17 protein-coding genes are annotated in these 18,348 nt (G+C 69.0%); 15 read left to right on the top strand and 2 right to left on the bottom strand.

Annotated features, from left to right (window positions below; genetic code table 11):
* Window positions 1-133: 133 nt before the first annotated feature.
* Together HEP73_RS12275 and HEP73_RS12270 are read right to left on the bottom strand one after the other, a co-directional pair.
* The gene (locus tag HEP73_RS12275; RefSeq protein ID WP_053841060.1) at window positions 134-535 is read right to left on the bottom strand and encodes a VOC family protein; all 402 of its coding nucleotides are present in this window, start codon (window positions 533-535) and stop codon (window positions 134-136) included.
* The gene (locus HEP73_RS12270; RefSeq protein ID WP_185812983.1) at window positions 532-1,320 is read right to left on the bottom strand and encodes an enoyl-CoA hydratase-related protein; all 789 of its coding nucleotides are present in this window, start codon (window positions 1,318-1,320) and stop codon (window positions 532-534) included. Before HEP73_RS12270 ends, HEP73_RS12275 begins: the two co-directional genes overlap by 4 nt.
* A gap of 125 nt (window positions 1,321-1,445) precedes the next feature.
* On the opposite strand from HEP73_RS12270, the gene HEP73_RS12265 reads away from it, so the two are divergent.
* The 15 genes from HEP73_RS12265 (at window position 1,446) to recJ (ending at window position 18,308) form a co-directional block, all read left to right on the top strand.
* Window positions 1,446-1,703, top strand: a complete 258-nt coding sequence (locus HEP73_RS12265; protein WP_139117945.1) for a FeoA family protein — start codon at window positions 1,446-1,448, stop codon at window positions 1,701-1,703.
* Window positions 1,700-3,559, top strand: a complete 1,860-nt coding sequence (gene feoB, locus HEP73_RS12260; protein ID WP_185820209.1) for a ferrous iron transporter B — start codon at window positions 1,700-1,702, stop codon at window positions 3,557-3,559. Before HEP73_RS12265 ends, feoB begins: the two co-directional genes overlap by 4 nt.
* A 1-nt stretch (window position 3,560) precedes the next feature.
* Window positions 3,561-3,815 (top strand): DUF6587 family protein, encoded by a 255-nt coding sequence (locus tag HEP73_RS12255; protein WP_185820208.1) that lies wholly within the window; start codon window positions 3,561-3,563, stop codon window positions 3,813-3,815.
* 42 nt (window positions 3,816-3,857) lie between these two features.
* On the top strand, window positions 3,858-4,253 hold the full coding sequence (locus HEP73_RS12250; protein WP_185820207.1) for a hypothetical protein: 396 nt from the start codon (window positions 3,858-3,860) through the stop codon (window positions 4,251-4,253).
* Between the two features lie 664 nt (window positions 4,254-4,917).
* A complete protein-coding gene (locus HEP73_RS12245) occupies window positions 4,918-5,511 on the top strand; it encodes a hypothetical protein (RefSeq protein WP_185820206.1) in 594 nt (197 codons plus the stop codon).
* 90 nt (window positions 5,512-5,601) lie between these two features.
* Window positions 5,602-6,630 carry a hypothetical protein gene (locus HEP73_RS22620; protein WP_255423480.1) on the top strand — a complete coding sequence of 343 codons (1,029 nt, stop codon included), beginning with the start codon at window positions 5,602-5,604 and terminating at the stop codon, window positions 6,628-6,630.
* Window positions 6,631-6,948: 318 nt separating this feature from the next.
* Complete coding sequence (locus tag HEP73_RS12235) at window positions 6,949-8,157, top strand: aminotransferase-like domain-containing protein (RefSeq protein ID WP_185823401.1); 1,209 nt, start codon at window positions 6,949-6,951, stop codon at window positions 8,155-8,157.
* A gap of 22 nt (window positions 8,158-8,179) precedes the next feature.
* Complete coding sequence (locus HEP73_RS12230; RefSeq protein ID WP_185820205.1) at window positions 8,180-8,896, top strand: MOSC domain-containing protein; 717 nt, start codon at window positions 8,180-8,182, stop codon at window positions 8,894-8,896.
* Between the two features lie 590 nt (window positions 8,897-9,486).
* Window positions 9,487-10,203 carry a 4-hydroxy-tetrahydrodipicolinate reductase gene (gene dapB / locus HEP73_RS12225; RefSeq protein WP_185820204.1) on the top strand — a complete coding sequence of 239 codons (717 nt, stop codon included), beginning with the start codon at window positions 9,487-9,489 and terminating at the stop codon, window positions 10,201-10,203.
* A 161-nt stretch (window positions 10,204-10,364) separates the two neighbouring features.
* Window positions 10,365-11,489: a glutamine-hydrolyzing carbamoyl-phosphate synthase small subunit gene (gene carA, locus HEP73_RS12220; protein WP_185820203.1), complete on the top strand. Its 1,125-nt coding sequence runs from the start codon at window positions 10,365-10,367 to the stop codon at window positions 11,487-11,489.
* On the top strand, window positions 11,489-11,932 hold the full coding sequence (locus HEP73_RS12215) for a DUF6973 domain-containing protein (protein WP_185820202.1): 444 nt from the start codon (window positions 11,489-11,491) through the stop codon (window positions 11,930-11,932). Before carA ends, HEP73_RS12215 begins: the two co-directional genes overlap by 1 nt.
* A gap of 8 nt (window positions 11,933-11,940) precedes the next feature.
* Window positions 11,941-15,183 carry a carbamoyl-phosphate synthase large subunit gene (gene carB / locus HEP73_RS12210; RefSeq protein WP_185820201.1) on the top strand — a complete coding sequence of 1,081 codons (3,243 nt, stop codon included), beginning with the start codon at window positions 11,941-11,943 and terminating at the stop codon, window positions 15,181-15,183.
* An 8-nt stretch (window positions 15,184-15,191) separates the two neighbouring features.
* Window positions 15,192-15,656 (top strand): transcription elongation factor GreA, encoded by a 465-nt coding sequence (gene greA / locus HEP73_RS12205; protein WP_170867603.1) that lies wholly within the window; start codon window positions 15,192-15,194, stop codon window positions 15,654-15,656.
* A 4-nt stretch (window positions 15,657-15,660) separates the two neighbouring features.
* The gene (locus tag HEP73_RS12200) at window positions 15,661-16,581 is read left to right on the top strand and encodes a phosphoglycerate mutase (RefSeq protein WP_185820200.1); all 921 of its coding nucleotides are present in this window, start codon (window positions 15,661-15,663) and stop codon (window positions 16,579-16,581) included.
* Window positions 16,578-18,308 (top strand): single-stranded-DNA-specific exonuclease RecJ, encoded by a 1,731-nt coding sequence (gene recJ / locus HEP73_RS12195; protein WP_185820199.1) that lies wholly within the window; start codon window positions 16,578-16,580, stop codon window positions 18,306-18,308. The genes HEP73_RS12200 and recJ overlap by 4 nt, the downstream gene beginning before the upstream one ends.
* The last annotated feature ends 40 nt before the right edge of the window (window positions 18,309-18,348 follow it).

The following is an 18,348-nucleotide window of genomic DNA, read 5'->3' as shown; positions in this document are numbered from 1 at the left end:
AGGCCGCGCGGGGCAGGGCGGAAACGGCGAATTGGCGGTCACATGCATTCCTTGGAGTGGACGGCTGCGCGCCGTCGCCGAGCGGCGCAGGCCGCCGCCCGCGCGAAGTGCGATCGCCAGTGCAGGGCGCCGCTCAGGCGCTCGCCGGCCGCTGGCAGACCGCTTCGATGTTGTGCCCATCCGGATCCAGCAGGAAGGCGCCGTAGTAGTTGGGGTGGTAATGCGGCCGCAGCCCGGGGGCGCCATTGTCGCGACCGCCGGCAGCCAGCCCGGCGCGATGGAAGGCATCCACCTGGGCGCGGTCGGCGGCGGCGAAGGCCAGGTGCAGTTCGCCGCCGGCGCCCGCAGCGCCATCGGTCAGCCAGACGCTGGGCTTGCCGTCGCGGCCGAAACCGATATGGCGGCGATCGCCGCTCTGCTCGGCGCTCACCTCCATGACGATGTCCAGCCCGAGCGCGGCCAGCGCGGCGCGGTAGAACCCGAGGCTGCGCTCCAGGTCGACGCAGCGCAGGCCGATGTGGTCGAGCGGGCTCACCAGAATCCCGCCCAGTTCGGGTCGCGCTTGTCCAGGAACGCGCTCAGTCCTTCCTGGCCTTCGGCCGAGACTCGCAGCCGCGCGATCAGCGCCGCGTTGTCGCGGTCCAGCGTGGCGTTGTCGCCGCCGGCGGCGACCCGGCGCACCAGCGCCTTGGCGCCGGCGGCGGCGAGCGGGCCGGCCTGGCCGAGCAGTTCCACCTGGCGCTGCACCGCCGCGTCCAGCGCGGTCGGCGCCACGGTCTGGTGCACCAGGCCGATCTGGGTGGCGGTGGCCGCATCGAACGCTTCGGCGCTGGCGAACCAGCGCCGCGCCTGGCGCGCGCCGATCGCGGCGATCACATACGGGGAGATCACCGCCGGCAACAGACCCAGGCGGCTCTCGCTGAGTCCGAAGCGGGCATCGGTGGAGGCCACGGCGATGTCGCAGCAGGCGACCAGCCCGACCGCGCCGCCGAACGTGGCGCCGTGCACCCGCGCCACGGTCGGCTTGGGCAGTTCGTCCAGGGTGCGCATCAGCTGCGCCAGCGCCAGCGCATCGGCCAGGTTCTCCGCCTCGCTGGCGCTGGCCATCGAGCGCATCCATTGCAGGTCGGCGCCGGCCGAGAACGCGGCGCCGGCGCCGGCCAGCACCACCACCTTCACCTTTGGATCGGCGCCGATCTGCTGCAGCGCTTCGGTCAGCCGCGCGATCAGCGCGGCGTCGAACGCGTTGCGCACGTCCGGTCGGTTCAGCCGCAGGGTCAGGACCTTGCCTGAGCGCTCCAGCAGCAATGCATCGCTCATCGGCAGTTCTCGTACGGAGGGATAACGGCAGCCATATGGGAATCATAGCGGGCCGCGCCGGCCACGCCATGACGCACTGCGACGGTGCTACAATTGATAACCATTCTTATTCGACGGAACGTTCCGTGACGTTGTCCGATATGCCGTTGCGCAGCACCGCCACCGTGGAGACCGTGCACGACCGCCAGCCCAACGACGCCATCGCGCGCCGCCTGCGCGAGCTGGGCTTCGTCGCCGGCGAGCAGGTGCAGGTACTGGCCAGCGGCCCGGTCGGCGGCGAGCCGTTGCTGGTGCAGGTCGGCTATACCCGTTTCGCCCTGCGCCGCAGCGAAGCGGCGCGGGTGCAGGTCAGCGTCGGTGCCGCCGCCGAGGCGCAGTCATGAGCGCGGAGGCCGTTCCGCTGCGCCTGGCGCTGGTCGGCAATCCGAACTGCGGCAAGACCGCGCTGTTCAACCAGCTCACCGGCAGCAAGCAGAAGGTGGCCAACTACGCCGGCGTGACCGTCGAGCGCAAGGAAGGCCGCTTCCGCGCGCCGTCCGGGCGCGACTTCGCCGTGCTCGACCTGCCGGGCGCCTACAGCCTGCAGCCGGCCAGCCTGGACGAGGCGATCACCCGCGACCTGTGCCGCGGCTTCTATCCGGGCGAGCCGGCGCCGGACGTGCTGGTGTGCGTGGTCGATGCCACCAACCTGCGCCTGCACCTGCGTTTCGCGCTGGAGCTGCGCGAACTGGGCAAGCCGATGCTGGTGGCGCTGAACATGGTCGACGCCGCGCAACGCCGCGGCATCCTGATCGACCGCCAGGCGCTGGAAGACGCGCTCGGCGTGCCGGTCATCGAGACCGTGGCGGTGCGCCGCAACGGCGCCAAGGCGCTGGTCGAGCGACTCGATGCGCTGGCCCCGGCGCTGCCGCCGGCGGTGGCGCCGGCCGAAGGGCAGGGCGACTACCATCAGCAAGTGCGGCGCATCCTCGCCGCCGCGGTGTCGATGCCGACCCGCACCTCGCGCATCGACGACGCGCTGGACCGCTGGCTGCTGCACCCGGTCGCCGGGCTGCTGACCCTGGCGCTGGTGATGTTCCTGATCTTCCAGGCGGTGTACGCCTGGGCGGCGCCGTTGATGGACCTGATCGACGGCGGCAGCAAGGCGCTCGGCGCCTGGGTCGGCAGCACCTTGCCGGAGGGTCCGCTCAACAGCCTGCTGGTCAACGGCATCATCGCCGGCCTCGGCGGGGTGGTGATCTTCCTGCCGCAGATCCTGATCCTGTTCGCCTTCATCCTGGCGCTGGAGGAATCCGGCTACCTGCCGCGCGCGGCGTTCCTGCTCGACCGCATGATGGCCGCGGCCGGACTGTCGGGGCGTTCGTTCATCCCGCTGCTGTCCAGCTTCGCCTGCGCGGTGCCCGGCATCATGTCCACGCGCAGCATCCAGGATCCGCGCGACCGCCTGGCCACGATCCTGGTCGCGCCGTTGATGACCTGCTCGGCGCGCTTGCCGGTGTACGCGCTGCTGATCGGCGCGTTCATCCCGCAGAAAAAGGTCTGGGGTGTGTTCAACCAGCAGGGCCTGGTGCTGTTCGGGCTGTATTTCGCCGCGATCGCCAGCGCGCTGGCGGTATCGTGGACGATGAAGAAGTGGCGCCGCGACAAGGGCGAGCATCCGCTGCTGCTGGAGCTGCCTTCGTACCGCGTGCCGCACCTGCGCGACCTGGCGCTGGGCCTGTGGGAGCGCGCGGCGATCTTCCTCAAGCGCGTCGGCGGCATCATCCTGGCGCTGACCATCCTGCTGTGGTTCCTGCTGTCGTTCCCGGCCGCGCCGGCCAACGCCACGCTGCCGGCGATCGACTACAGCTTCGCCGGCCGCATCGGCCATGCGATGACCACGGTGTTCGCGCCGCTGGGCTTCAACTGGCAGATCTGCATCGCGCTGATCCCCGGCCTGGCCGCACGCGAAGTGGCGGTGGCGTCGCTGGCGACGGTGTACGCGCTGGCGGCGGCCGACGACGATGCCGCCGCGCAGGCGCTGTCGCCGCTGATCCACAATGGCTGGTCGCTGGCCACCGCGCTGTCGCTGTTGGTCTGGTACATCTATGCGCCGATGTGCATTTCCACCCTGGCCACGATCAAGCGCGAGACCAACTCGTGGAAGCAGATGAGCTTCGCCGCGTTCTACCTGTTCGCGCTGGCGTATCTGGCCTCGCTGGTCACCTACCAGGTCGCGGCGGCGCTGGGAGCCGGCTGAGATGAGCACGTCGCTGCTGCTGCAGTACCTCGTGATCGCGCTGGCGGTCCTGCTCAGCGCCTGGGTGGTGCTGAAGAAGCAATTTCCCGGCACCGCGCGCAAGCTGCGCGGCGCCATCGCCGTGCGCCTGCTCAAGCCGGGCCGCGCGCCCTGGCTGCAGGCGATGGGCCGCAAGATCGCGCCTGCGGCCACCGCCGGTGCCGGCGCGTGCGGCGGCTGCGACAACTGCGGTCCGGCACCGCCGCGTCGCCATTGAGCTGAAGCGGCGGGCGGAAAAGATGAGGCGAAACCGGCTGCCATGAGCGATCTGTCGCTCCCCATGTCGCCACACGCCGGCGCCTTCTTCGGCCTGGATCTGCAGGCGCTCGCGCCGCCACAGCGCGACGCATTGCGCCAGGCCGATGCCGATTTCCGCGCCGTCGCGGCTGGCCGCGCGCCGCTGCACGCACGCATCGATACCGAAGCGCCATTGCCGGCCGACGGCGGCACCCGCTATTACCTGGGGCAGGGCTATCGGCTGACCGTGCTGCGCCGTCTGTCCTCCATCGGTGCGCAGATCGCGATCGCCTACGGTCCGATCCTGCAGTTGGACGAGGCGCTGTTCGCGGCGGCGACACTTCCTGCCATGTCGGATGTGCGTCTGTATACGCATGCCGCGCTGGGGCAATTATTGGGCGTCGCAGCACAGGCTTGATGCCGGCATCCGCGGACCGTTGTCCGGCGGCCGCCATGGTGGCGGCTGCGACTGCTGCGGCCTGTCACCGTCGCGGCGGCATCGACTTTGCCGGCAGGCGGAATGGGTGAGGCGAAACTTGCTGCCGTGAGGCTGCGCCATCCGGTTGTGCCTGCGGCGATGGCTGTTGCCGACATCGCGGTGTGCCCAAAAAAGCCTGCCCGCATCCGCGCGAGCGCGAGACCGGTTCGCGTAGCGGTCTCGCCGCAGCGTCTTGGCCGCACGATGCGCTCTGCGCTGGCGCTGCGTTGAAGTGCTACTGCCATGCCTGCGTGATAAGCAACGTAGAAGGCTCAGATGCGATCTTGCGGGAAGGTGGGGCAGCGGTCGCTGCCAGCGCAAGTTCGGGGCCGGCCGACCGAATTTTCAAATTCGTTCAATATTATAATATTCATGCAATTTGATTTGCTGCATTTAGTTAATTTTGCGTGCCACCAATATGTAGCATTGCTTGGGTAGGCTCTGCGCACCGTCACTCCGGCTGGGATTCCTCGGTAAACGTCGATCGAGATACTTCGCACGCCATGCGCGGAGGTTTCGCTGCGTTTTCCAGGATGATCGTGTGTGACGCAGTGGCGCTATTTTGTCTACATCTTGGGCTGGCTTATTTATTAGGGAGAGTGGTATGTCGAAATTCAAATTAAGGATCATCTTGTTCTCGTTGGTCCTGTTCTTGTTCAGTGGCGTCGCCTCTGCAGATCCGTCTACGCAATTGAAAACCACCTTCGGTGGCTGGATCGGCAAGCAGCAGCGTTCCGAATATATCGACGGATCGGACTGGCATTACTGCTTCAGCAACCAGGGCGGTTCCTGCGGTTCGGTGGCACTGACCACGGGCCACAGCACCTGCGTGACCCGTGGATTCAATATCGGTATCAAATGGGCAGTTCCCACCCGGGTCGGCTCGATGGAAATCAACGGCGGCTACAACAACTCGTGGTCGGCGTGCAACGTCCGCTCGGAAACCGTGACCTGTTCGCCGAAACCCGGCTGGAAGGGCCGCGCTGCGATCATCTTCAGTGAGCGTGTCGGCACGGTCAATGTGGTCGGTGGCGATCCGGATTATTACGTCACGTTGCAGTCGTCTTGCCCGGCCGGCTGGAAGTCGAACTGGGAAGGTGGCTACGGTTGGTCCTGTCGATATAACGGCGGCACTTATTCCCGGCAGGGTTATCTGCCGGAATGGCGCGGCAGTACCTGCGACTACGAGCGCATCTAAGCGTGCCTTGCGGTAGCAGGTTCCCGTGCTTGCGCTTGTTCGGGCAAGCACGGGGTTGTGTCGTTGTTTTCCAGGCTCGTGGCAATCCCAATGAAGATCAATAGTTCCGTATATCGAGGTTATTTGCCGCTGGTGATCGTTGGCGGCTTGTTCGCCAGTGCCGCGTTGTATTTCTATCAGGGTGGGCACGGGCGCTTGTCCGGCGCGGAAAGCGAAACCGCCGCGCTGGCAGACGCCTCCGTCCCAGATCGGTTTGGCACGGGCCTCAGTGCGGCCAATCCTTATCGACCCACCCGACCCGTGGTCGAGGATGCGCCCATGCATGCCGGCATCGCCGATGCAGCAATGCCGTTCGAGGCTGGCGAGATCCAGCGCCGCTTGCAGGAGTTCTTCGCCCGTGTGAACGCCAACCCGCCGCCGTCGCGCGCCGAGCAGGACGCATTCGCGGCACGGCTGCTGGCAGCGGTCGATGGCAGCGCCGAGGCGAGACAGGCGGTGGCCGAGACCTACCGGGCCATGCCGGCAAGCCAGGCGATGGAGCGCGACATGCTGCGCGGCATGCTGGTGCCCTCGCCGCAGGGGCGCGCGCTGGTGCTCGACGAGGCCAATCAGATCTGGGCCAGCAAGGACAAGGGACTCTACGGAGAAATGTACGAGACCTATTCCAACCTGCCTGGCCAGGCAACGCGCGAGGTCTATGCCGATGCCCTGGCGACCCTGGACGCGCACGACACCGACCAGCGCACCGCGGTGGCCGCGCTGAACTTCATCGGCACCATCGAGAACGACGTCGCGCCTGGCGCCGACGCGCTCAAGCGCAGCGCGGTGGCGCAGATGGACTCGCTGGCCTCTGGCAACGGCGACGCCTTGGTGCGCGCGATGGCGGTGCAGAAGATCTACCGCCTTTCTGCCCCGGACGCCGCCGCGGATGTGGCGGTGAACTACATCGCACGCGGCGCCACCAGTCCTTTGGTGATGACCACGCTCGATGCCGTCGCCAGCGGCGACGTGCAACTCAGCCCTACGCTCAGGTCCACGCTCGCCAGCGCCGTCGCGCGCCCCTCGGCGTCCAGCGCCGAGCGTCAGCGGTTCAGCCAGGTGGTCGGCGCGGGTCAATAGCCGGCCACCAGGCCGGCAAGATCGCGACCGCTGCGAGCATGTGTGGGAATCGCTGACCGGCGCAGCGAACTCTACTCATACAATCACACCATCCTCGGCGCCGGGATCGCGCCGGACAAGTGCTGGGCGCTGGTCGAGGCGCACCGCACCCTGGTCACTCCGGCCCTGCGGACCACCACGCGTAGCCACAACACCATCGTGCGTCGACGTTGGCCGACCTATGCCAGTGCCGGTTGGGTCGGCCCGGTCTACCGCGGACCGTCGCTGTCGTTTGCGCTGCGCCGCACAGTGGAGTGCGGCCATGCTGCCGTTATGCTATTGGCCATGACGACCACCTTCCAGTTCTCCCGCCGTGCGCAGGCGCTGACCAGTTCGGCAATCCGCGAAATCCTCAAGGTCACCGAACGCCCGGAGGTGATCTCCTTCGCCGGCGGGCTGCCGTCGCCGGACACGTTCCCGGTGGCGCGCATGCAGTACGCCTGCGACAAGGTGCTGCGCGAGGCGCCGCAGGCGGCGCTGCAATACGGCCCGACCGAAGGCTATCTGCCGTTGCGCGAATGGGTGGCGGCGCGCGTGAGCCGCGACGGCGCCAGCATCCGCCCCAGCCAGGTACTGATCACCACCGGCTCGCAGCAGGGCCTGGACCTGCTCGGCAAGGTCTTCATCGACGAAGGCAGCAAGGTGCTGGTGGAGACGCCGAGCTATCTCGGTGCGCTGCAGGCGTTCTCGCTGTTCCAGCCGGCGTTCGCGGCGATGCAGTCGGACGACGACGGACTGGTGGTGGACGCGCTGGACGACGCGCAACTGGCCGGCGCGCGCTTCATGTACTGCCTGCCGAATTTCCAGAACCCGACCGGGCGGCGCCTGCCGCTGCACCGGCGCCAGGCGCTGGTCGCGCGCGCGGCCGCGGCCGGCGTGCCCATCGTCGAGGACGACCCCTACGGCGAGCTATGCTACAGCGGCGACACGCTGCCGAGCCTGCTGTCGATGAATCCGGACGCGGCCATCTACATGGGGTCGTTCTCCAAGGTGCTGGCGCCGGGCCTGCGCCTGGGCTTCGTGGTGGCGCCGGAGGCGGTGCACGCCAAGCTGGTGCAGGCCAAGCAGGCGGCGGACCTGCACACGCCCTCGTTCAGCCAGCGCATCGTCTACGAGGCGGTGCAGGACGGCTTCCTGGATGCGCACATCCCCGGCATCCGCAGCCTGTATGCAAGCCGTTGTCAGCAGATGCTGACGGCGCTGGAGAAGTATTTCCCGTCGCAGGTGCGCTGGAATCGCCCTGCCGGCGGCATGTTCATCTGGGTCGAATTGCCGGCAGGCATGGACGGCGGCGCGCTGCTGGCCAAGGCGATCGAGCGCAACGTCGCCTTCGTGCCGGGCGCGCCGTTCTACGCGGTCGAGCCGCAGCGCAATACCCTGCGCCTGTCGTTCGTGACCGTGCCGGAAGAACGCATCGAGAGCGGTGTGCGCATCCTCGGCGAACTGCTGCAGGCCGAGATCGCCGCGCATCGCGGCGCGGCGGCCTGATTCGGCACCCGGGCGCCTGCGCATGCACGCGGCTGCTGCATTGGATCTGGACCTGGGCGTGGATGCGGTGCTGGTCGGCCGCGTCCAGGACTTCACCCGGCCCGGCAGCCGCAGCGCGATCAACAAGCGGCCGTTGCCCGGGCGGTTGCGGATCGGGATCGAAGGCCTGGAGCTGGACGAGCAGGGCGACCGCCGCGTGCACGGCGGCCCGGACAAGGCGCTGCACCACTATCCGCGCGACCACTACGCGGCCTGGCGCCAGGAGCTGGGCGCGCACGCCTTGCTGGAAGCGCCGGGCGCGTTCGGCGAGAACCTCAGCACGCTCGGCGCCACCGAGGCCGACCTGTGCCTGGGCGACCGGTTGCGGCTGGGCACGGCGCTGGTCGAGGTCTCGCAATCGCGGCAGCCGTGCTGGAAGTTGTCCGACCGTTTCGGCGTGGCCGCGCTGGCGCGGCGCGTGCAGGAAAGCGGCCGCACCGGCTGGTATTACCGCGTGCTGCAGCCCGGCGAGGTCGCCGCCGGCGACCGGCTGGTCCTGCTGGAGCGGCCGTATCCGGCCTGGTCGCTGGCCCGGCTGATCCAGCTGCTGTATCGGCGCGAGGTGGACATGGCGCAGCTGGAACAGGTGCTGGCGCTGCCGCTGGTGCCGAACTGGCGCGTGCTGTTCGAGCGGCGCCTGGCCCAGCGCGAGGTCGAGTGCTGGGACAAGAGGCTGCTGGGGCAGCCGGCAGCGGAGTAGGCGCGCGCGACTTCTTTCCGCGAAGCAGGGGGCATGGTCCTTCCGGCCGCTGGGCCGTCGGGACTGAAGTCCCTCCCACAGTGCACCCGACGGGTTGGCCGCGAGCCTTAGTAGGAGCGGCTTCAGCCGCGACCAGCGGAACGGTGGAATTTCCGGCTGCGGATGGATGATGTCGGGGCTGAAGCCCCTCCTACAGTGCACCCGGCACGCTGATCGCAAGTCCCTGTAGGAGCGGCTTCAGCCGCGACAACGAAGCGCCGGACCTTCCGGCGCCGGATGTGTCGGAGCCGAGCCCACCCCCGCAGTACACCAGCGCGCTGATCTCAAGTCCCTGTGGGAGCGGCTTCAGCCGCGACAAACGATGTCAGGAAGCCTGGCGATTTTGCTTGTCTCTCGCGGCTGAAGCCCCTCCTACAGGGCACCCTGCAAGAGAGCCACAAGACCCGTGTGGGAGCGACTTGAGTCGCGACGAGCGGAGCGCAGACTTTCCGACGTCGGATACCGTCAACGCCCAAACCGCCTCCGTCGCTAACCACCGCCACAGCGCCGCACCCCTGTCGCGGATCGCGACAAACCGCTACCTTGTGGCGATGACCATTTCCCCCGTACGTGTGTTGATTCATGGCGCATCCGGCCGCATGGGCCAGGCGTTGTTGCGCCTGGCCGCGCAGGACCCGGCGCTGCAGGTGGCAGCCGCGGTGATCCGGCGGGCGCCGGCGCAGCGGGTCGTCGACGGGGTGCCGTACTTCGCTGCGGCCGAGCTGAACGGCGCGCCTGCGTTCGACGTGGCGGTCGATTTCAGCCTGCCGCAGGGCTTCGACCCGGTGCTGGCGCTGTGCGTGGCGCGCGGCGCGGCGCTGGTGTCTGGCACCACCGGTCTGGACGAGGCGCAGCGGCAGGCGCTGGCCGACGCGGCAGCGCGCATCCCGCTGATCTGGGCGTCCAACTTCAGCCTGGGCGTGGCGGTGCTGAATGACCTGGTGGAACGCGCCGCCGCGGCGCTGCCGGGCTGGGACTGCGACATCGTCGAATCGCACCACGTGCACAAGCAGGACGCCCCGTCCGGCACCGCGCTGACCCTGGGGGAGGCCGCCGCGCACGGTGGCGCGCAGCCGCGCTACGCCAGCCTGCGCGCCGGCGACATCGTCGGCGAGCACCTGGTGCAGTTCGCCGGACTCGGCGAGCGGGTGGAACTGGTGCACCGCGCCAGCAACCGCGACATCTTCGCCCGCGGCGCGCTGCATGCCGCCGCGCGCCTGCCGGGCCGCGCGCCCGGGGCCTACCGGCTGCGCGATCTGCTCGGCTGAACGGCGCTTTCACATAAACGTCTGGCGCGGACAGGTCCGCGTCGGTACAATTCTCGCTCGCCTGTTACCCATCGCCACGGACCCGGAGAAGCGCCGAGTTCGCGGTTTCTTGCAGCCGCAAGTTGGTGGGGCAGGGTTCCTCTCTCCCCAAGGCGAACCCCGTGACTCAACCCGCAATCCTTGTCCTTGAAGACGGCACCGTGTTCGAGGGCGAATCCGTAGGCGCCGCCGGCCTGTCCGTCGGCGAAGTGGTGTTCAACACCGCGATGACCGGCTACCAGGAGATCCTCACCGATCCCTCCTACGCCCGTCAGCTGGTCACCCTGACGTACCCGCATATCGGCAACACCGGCTGCACCGACCAGGACGACGAAGCCGCCCAGGTCTGGTCGGCCGGGCTGATCGTGCGCGACGTGCCGCGCCGTCCCAGCAACTGGCGCAGCCAGGTATCGCTGCCGGACTGGCTGATCCAGCGCGGCGTGGTCGCCATCGCCGGCATCGATACCCGCAAGCTGACCCGCATCCTGCGCGAGAAGGGAGCGCAGAACGGCGCGCTGATGGCCGGCGAAGTGAACGTGGACACCGCGCTGGAAGCGGCGCGCAAGTTCCCCGGGCTCAAGGGCATGGACCTGGCCAAGGTGGTCTCCACCGAAAAGGCCTATCCGTGGCGCGACGGCCAGCTCGACCTGGACAGCAACGCGTTCGCCCAGGCCGCACCGAAGTACAAGGTGGTGGCCTACGATTACGGCGTGAAGCTCAACATCCTGCGCATGCTTGCCGAGCGCGGCTGCGAGGTCACCGTGGTGCCGGCGCAGACGCCTGCCGCCGAGGTGCTGGCGATGCAGCCGGACGGCGTGTTCCTGTCCAACGGCCCGGGCGATCCGGCACCGTGCGACTACGCGATCGCGGCGATCAAGGAAATCGTGGCCAGCAAGATCCCGACCTTCGGCATCTGCCTGGGCCACCAGCTGCTGGCGCTGGCCGCCGGCGCGCAGACCCTGAAGATGGGCCACGGCCACCACGGCGCCAACCATCCGGTGCAGGACCTGGACAGCGGCCGGGTGATGATCACCTCGCAGAACCACGGTTTTGCGGTCGATGAAGCGTCGCTGCCGGCCAACGTGCGGGTGACCCACCGCTCGCTGTTCGACGGCACCAACCAGGGCATCGAACTGACCGACGCGCCGGCCTTCAGCTTCCAGGGCCACCCGGAAGCCTCGCCGGGCCCGCGCGATGTGGCGCCGCTGTTCGATCGCTTCACCGCGCTGATGGCGGCCGCCGCCTGATGAGCGCCGCGCTGGCGCCGTCGCTGCGTCCACGCCGCTGGCGTTGGGGCGTATTGGCGTTGCTGGCGCTCGCCGCGTATCCGCTGTTCGTGCTGGTCGCGGTCTATGCGCAGTGGCTCGGCGCCGGCCTGCCCGGCGGGCGCAACGGCCCGGCCGATGCGTACCGCCACAGCCTGGCAAGCGCCATCGTCGCCTACACCTTGTCGCCGCGCTGCGTGGACTGGGTGACGGCGGTGATGGAGCGCGACGGGCGCGGCAACGCGAGCCGGGCGATGGATGCCCACAACAACCGGATCGGCGCGCGCATCGGTGCCGCCGCTCCCAGCTGGGCCGCGATGCAGCGCAATGTTCGCGCCGCGGTCGACCATGGTGCGATCGACGCCCGATCGTCCGACCAGATCACCTGGCGCGCCCCCGCGGCGTGGCAGGACCGACTTTACTGAGAATCCCCATGCCCAAGCGCACCGACCTAAAAACCATCCTCATCATCGGCGCCGGCCCGATCGTCATCGGCCAGGCCTGCGAGTTCGACTACTCCGGCGCGCAGGCATGCAAGGCGCTGCGCGACGAGGGCTACCGGGTGGTGCTGGTCAACAGCAACCCGGCCACGATCATGACCGATCCGAACATGGCCGACGCCGTGTACATCGAGCCGATCAACTGGCAGACGGTCGAGAAGATCATCGCCAAGGAAAAGCCCGACGCGCTGCTGCCGACCATGGGCGGGCAGACCGCGCTGAACTGCGCGCTGGACCTGGCCGACCACGGCGTGCTGGAAAAGTACGGCGTGGAACTGATCGGCGCCAAGCGCGAAGCGATCATGATGGCCGAGGACCGCGAGCTGTTCCGCGTGGCGATGGGCGAGATCGGCCTGGAATGCCCGAAGGCGGCGGTGGCGCACACCCTCGAAGAAGCGCTGGAGATCCAGACCCGGGTCGGCTATCCGACCATCATCCGCCCCAGCTTCACCCTCGGCGGCAGCGGCGGCGGCATCGCCTACAACCGCGAGGAGCTGATCGAGATCGTCGGCCGCGGCCTGGAGCTGTCGCCGACCAGCGAAGTGCTGGTCGAAGAGTCGGTGCTGGGCTGGAAGGAGTTCGAGATGGAAGTGGTCCGCGACACCGCGGACAACTGCATCATCGTCTGCTCGATCGAGAACCTGGACCCGATGGGCGTGCACACCGGCGACTCGATCACCGTGGCCCCGGCGCAGACCCTGACCGACAAGGAATACCAGCGCCTGCGCGACGCCTCGATCGCGGTGCTGCGCAAGATCGGCGTGGACACCGGCGGCTCCAACGTGCAGTTCGGCATCAACGCGCAGACCGGCCGCGTCGTCGTCATCGAAATGAACCCGCGCGTGTCGCGCTCCTCGGCGCTGGCCTCCAAGGCCACCGGGTTCCCGATCGCCAAGGTCGCGGCCAAGCTGGCGGTCGGCTACACCCTGGACGAACTGAAGAACGAGATCACCGGCGGCCTGACTCCGGCCTCGTTCGAGCCGTCGATCGACTACGTGGTGACCAAGATCCCGCGCTTCGCGTTCGAGAAGTTCCCGCAGGCCGATGCGCGCCTGACCACGCAGATGAAGTCGGTAGGCGAGGTGATGGCGATGGGCCGCACCTTCTCCGAATCGCTGCAGAAGGCGTTGCGCGGCCTGGAGACCGGCAAGATCGGGCTCGACCCGACCGGGCTGGACCTGGGCAGCGAGGACGACATGGCCGCGCTCAAGCGCGAGCTGAAGGCGCCCGGTCCGGAGCGGCTGTTCTACGTCGCCGACGCGTTCCGCGCCGGCATGAGTGTGGAGCAGGTGCATGCGCTGTCGTTCATCGATCCGTGGTTCCTGGACCAGATCGAGGACCTGATCGCGCAGGAGAAGCAGCTGGCTGCCGATGGCCTGGGCTCGCTGGACGCCGCGCGCCTGCGCACGCTCAAGCGCGCCGGGTTCTCCGATGCGCGCCTGGCAGAGCTGTGCGGCACCAACGAGGCGGCGGTGCGCGCGCTGCGCCGCGCGCACAAGGTGCGCCCGGTGTACAAGCGGGTGGACTCGTGCGCGGCCGAATTCGCCACCGACACCGCCTACCTGTATTCGACCTACGAGGACGAGTGCGAGGCCAAGCCCAGCAATCGCGACAAGATCATGATCCTCGGCGGCGGCCCCAACCGCATCGGCCAGGGCATCGAGTTCGACTACTGCTGCGTGCACGCGGCGCTGGCGCTGCGCGAGGATGGCTATGAAACCATCATGGTCAACTGCAACCCGGAGACCGTGTCCACCGACTACGACACCTCCGACCGCCTGTACTTCGAGCCGCTGACCCTGGAAGACGTGCTGGAGATCGTCGAGCTGGAGCAGCCCAAGGGTGTGATCGTGCAGTACGGCGGGCAGACCCCGCTGAAGCTGGCGCGCGCGCTGGAAGCCAACGGCGTGCCGGTGATCGGCACCAGCCCGGACTCGATCGACCTGGCCGAGGACCGCGAGCGCTTCCAGCAGCTGGTCGACAAGCTGGGCCTGAAGCAGCCGCCGAACCGCATCGCCCGCAACGCTGAAGAGGCGCTGGTGCTGGCGCGCGAGATCGGTTATCCGCTGGTGGTGCGCCCGAGCTACGTGCTCGGCGGCCGCGCGATGGAGATCGTCTACGGCGAATCGGACCTGGCGCGCTACGTGCGCGACGCGGTCAAGGTCTCCAACGATTCGCCGGTGCTGCTCGACCGCTTCCTCGACAACGCGGTGGAAGTGGACGTGGACATCATCGCCGACAAGGACGGCCACGTGCTGATCGGCGGGGTGATGGAGCACATCGAGGAAGCCGGCGTGCATTCGGGCGATTCCTCGTGCTCGCTGCCGCCGTATTCGCTGTCGGCCAAGACCCAGGCCGAACTGCGCCGCCAGGTGGTGATGCTGGCCAAGGGCCTGAACGTGGTCGGGCTGATGAACACCCAGTTCGCGGTGCAGGTGGACGAGGCCGGCGACGACATCGTGTTCCTGCTGGAAGTGAACCCGCGCGCCTCGCGCACCGTGCCGTTCGTGTCCAAGGCCACCGGCATGGCGCTGGCCAAGATCGCCGCGCGCTGCATGGCCGGCAAGACCCTGGCCGAGCAGGGCGCGCTGAAGGAGATCGTGCCCGACTACTACTCGGTGAAGGAAGCGATCTTCCCGTTCGCCAAGTTCCAGGGCGTGGATCCGATCCTCGGCCCGGAGATGCGCTCCACCGGCGAGGTGATGGGCGTGGGCCGCAGCTTCGGCGCCGCGTTCGCGCGCGCGCAGGAAGCCGGCGGGATCAAGGCGCCGCCGCTGGGCAAGGCGTTCCTGTCGGTGCGCGACCCGGACAAGCAGCGCGTGCTGCCGGTGGCGCAGGCGCTGGTCGAGCGCGGCTACACCCTGGTGGCCACCAGCGGCACCTGCGCATGGCTGCGCCAGCATGGCCTGCAGTGCGACCAGATCAACAAGGTGGCCGAGGGCCGCCCGCATATCGTCGATCTGATCAAGAACGGCGAAATCGTGTATATCGTCAACACCACCGAGGGCCGCGCGGCGATCTCCGATTCGTTCTCGATCCGGCGCGAAGCCCTGCAACATCGCGTGACCTATTCGACTACCGTCGCTGGCGCCCGCGCGCTGGTGCATTCATTGGAATTCCGCGGCACCGGTCCGGTCTGGGCGCTGCAGGAACTGCACAAGGAGCTGGAAGCGTGAGAGCCCCGATCACCATGCAAGGCGCGCTGCGTTTGCGCGAGGAACTGGACCAGTTGAAGTCGGTCAAGCGGCCGCAGGTCATCGCCGCGATCGCCGAGGCGCGCGCGCACGGCGACCTGAAGGAAAACGCCGAATACCACGCCGCGCGCGAGCAGCAGAGCTTCATCGAAGGCCGCATCAAGCAGCTGGAGAGCGAGCTGTCGCATGCCGAGATCATCGACGTCAGCAAGCTGGCGGTCGGCAGCAAGGTGGTATTCGGCGCAACCGTGACCCTGGCCGACGTGGAAAACGACGAAGAGAAGCGCTACCAGCTGGTCGGCGATCTGGAAGCGGACATCAAGCTGGGGCTGATCGCGATCTCCTCGCCGCTGGCGCGTGCGCTGATCGGCAAGCTGGAAGGCGACAGCGTCAGCATCGACGCCCCGGCCGGCCGTCGCGAGTACGAGATCGTCAGCGTCGAATACGTCGGCTGACGCCGTGGCGGTCGCCACCTTGTTGTTGCCGGAGCGCGCGCGCCTGGCCGCTGCGGCGCTGACCGGTGAGGTGGCGCGGGCGTTCGGCCGCGCCGAGCGCGAGCGCCTGCAGCCCGGCTCCGAAGCGCAATTGCGCCGCCATTTCACCCTGCCGCCCGGGCAATGGCCGGTGGCGGCGCTGACCCGGCAGCTGGATGCCGGCGACGCCGGCGACGCGGTATGGCTGCGTGCCGATCCGGCCTATGTGGTTCCGGACATGCAGGGCGCGCGGCTGATGGCGCATGGCGACATGCTCGCGATCGACGCCATCGACCTGGCCGCGCTGCTGCCTTCGCTGCAGGACCTGTTCGCCGAGTCCGGCCTGGTGCTGGACGCGCCGGAACCCACCCGCTGGTATCTGCGCCTGGCGTCGGACAGCGTGCTGCCCGAGTTCGCCGCACCGGCGCAGGTGCTCGGCGCCGACCTGTTCGACCATCTGCCGCAGGGCGACGGCGGGCGGCGCTGGCGGGCGCTGCTGACCGAGGCGCAGGTGCTGCTGCACCAGCATCCGTGGAACCGCGAACGCAGCGCGCGCGGGCAGCCGGCGATCAACTCGCTGTGGTTCTGGGGCGGCGGCGCGTTGCCGGCCACGGTGAGCAGCGCGCATGCGCAGGTGCGCAGCCGCGAGCCGCTGCTGCGCGCGCTGACCCAGGCCGCCGGCATCGATGCCGAGCAGACGCCGCGCGTCGATGCGCTGGTCGATCTGCGCCAGCTGCGCGCGCCCGAGCAGTTCGTCGGCGAGGTGATGCAGCCGCTGCTCGAAGCGCTGCGCCTGGGCGAACTGCAGCAACTGCTGCTGGATTTCGAGGACGGCACGCGTTTCCGGATCGGGCGCGAGCAGCGTTGGCGCTTCTGGCGGCGGCCGCTGGCGCGCCTGGACGCATGAGCCCGCCGCTGCGCATCACCCGGCGGCCGGCCGCCGAGGGCGGGCCGTGGACGCAGAGCGTGCTGCCGCTGCTGCGCCGCATCTACACCGCGCGCGGCGCGCACGAGGCCAGCCTGGCGCAGCCGAAACTGGCGCAGTTGCTGCCGCCGGATGCGCTGAGCGGCATCGACGCGGCAGTCGCCTTGTTGGCGTCGGCGATCGCAGCCGGCAAACGCATCCTGGTCGTCGGCGATTTCGATTGCGACGGCGCCACCGCCTGCGCGGTCGCGGTGCGCGGACTGCGCCTGCTCGGCGCCGCGCAGGTGCTGCACGCGGTGCCGAATCGCATGGTGCATGGCTACGGGCTGTCGCCGGCGCTGGTCGCGGAGCTGGCGCCGCTGCAGCCGGACCTGCTGGTCACCGTCGACCACGGCATCGCCTGCCATGCCGGCGTCGCCGCGGCCAAGGCGCTGGGCTGGCAGGTACTGGTCACCGACCACCATCTGCCGGGCAGCGTGTTGCCGCCGGCCGACGCGATCGTCGATCCGAACCTGGCCGGCGACGCCTTCCCGAGCAAGATGCTGGCCGGCGTCGGGGTGATCTTCTACGTGCTGCTGGCGTTGCGCCGGCACCTGCGCGAGCGCGGCGCGTTCGCCACTCAGCCACCGGATCTGACGGTGCTGCTGGACCTGGTCGCGGTCGGCACCGTCGCCGACCTGGTGCCGTTGGACACCAACAACCGCGCGCTGGTCTCGGCCGGACTGCGCCGCCTGCAGCGTGGCGACGGCTGCATCGGCTTGCGCGCCTTGATCGAAGCCAGTGGCCGCGATCCGGCGCGGCTCAGTGCCAGCGACATCGGTTTCGCGCTGGCGCCGCGGCTCAATGCCGCCGGCCGGCTCGAGGACATGGCGTTGGGCATCGAGCTGCTGCTGTGCGAGGACCCGCAGCAGGCGCGCGAGATCGCCGCCACGCTGGAACAGATCAACGGCGAGCGCCGCGCGGTGCAGCAGCAGATGACCGACGAGGCCGAGGCCACCGTGGCGCAGGCGCTGCTGGCCGCGCCGGACGCGCCGCCGGTGGCGGTGTGCCTGTTCGATGCCGACTGGCATCCGGGCGTGATCGGCCTGGTCGCCTCGAAGATGAAGGACCGCCTGCACCGCCCGGTGATCGCCTTCGCCCCGGCCGAGCCGGGCAGCGACCAGTTGCGCGGCTCGGCGCGCTCGATTCCCGGCTTCCACATCCGCGATGCGATGGCCGCAGTGGAGGCGCGCCGGCCCGGATTGATGGACAAGTTCGGCGGCCATGCGATGGCTGCTGGGCTGAGCCTGCCGCACGCCGCGTTGGCCGAGTTCGAACAGCTGTTCCGCGAACATGCGCTGGCCAGCCTGGACGCGGCGCTGCTGCAGGCCGAACTGCTCAGCGACGGCGCGCTGGATCCGCATGAGCTGGACCATCGCCATGCCGAGGCGCTGCGCCTGGCCGGGCCATGGGGGCAGGGCTTCCCCGAGCCGCTGTTCGACGGCGAGTTCGAGGTGTTGCAGTGGCGCCTGCTGAAGGAGCGCCACCTCAAGCTGAGCCTGCGCTGCGCCGGCCGCGGCGAGCCGTTGAACGCGATCCATTTCAACGGTTGGCGCGGCGACGAACCCGGCCGCCGCGTGCACATCGCCTACCGTTTGGTCGCCGACGACTATCGCGGCGGCGAGGCGGTGCAGTTGGTGGTTGAGCATTGCCGGAGCGTTACGGGCTGATCCAGCGTCCTTGCCGCGCGCGCGTTGCCTGGTCGCGCAT

It is taken from the genome of Xanthomonas sp. GW, from assembly GCF_014236815.1.
Taxonomy (GTDB): domain Bacteria; phylum Pseudomonadota; class Gammaproteobacteria; order Xanthomonadales; family Xanthomonadaceae; genus Xanthomonas_A.
This window is presented reverse-complemented; position numbering and strand designations above follow the sequence as displayed.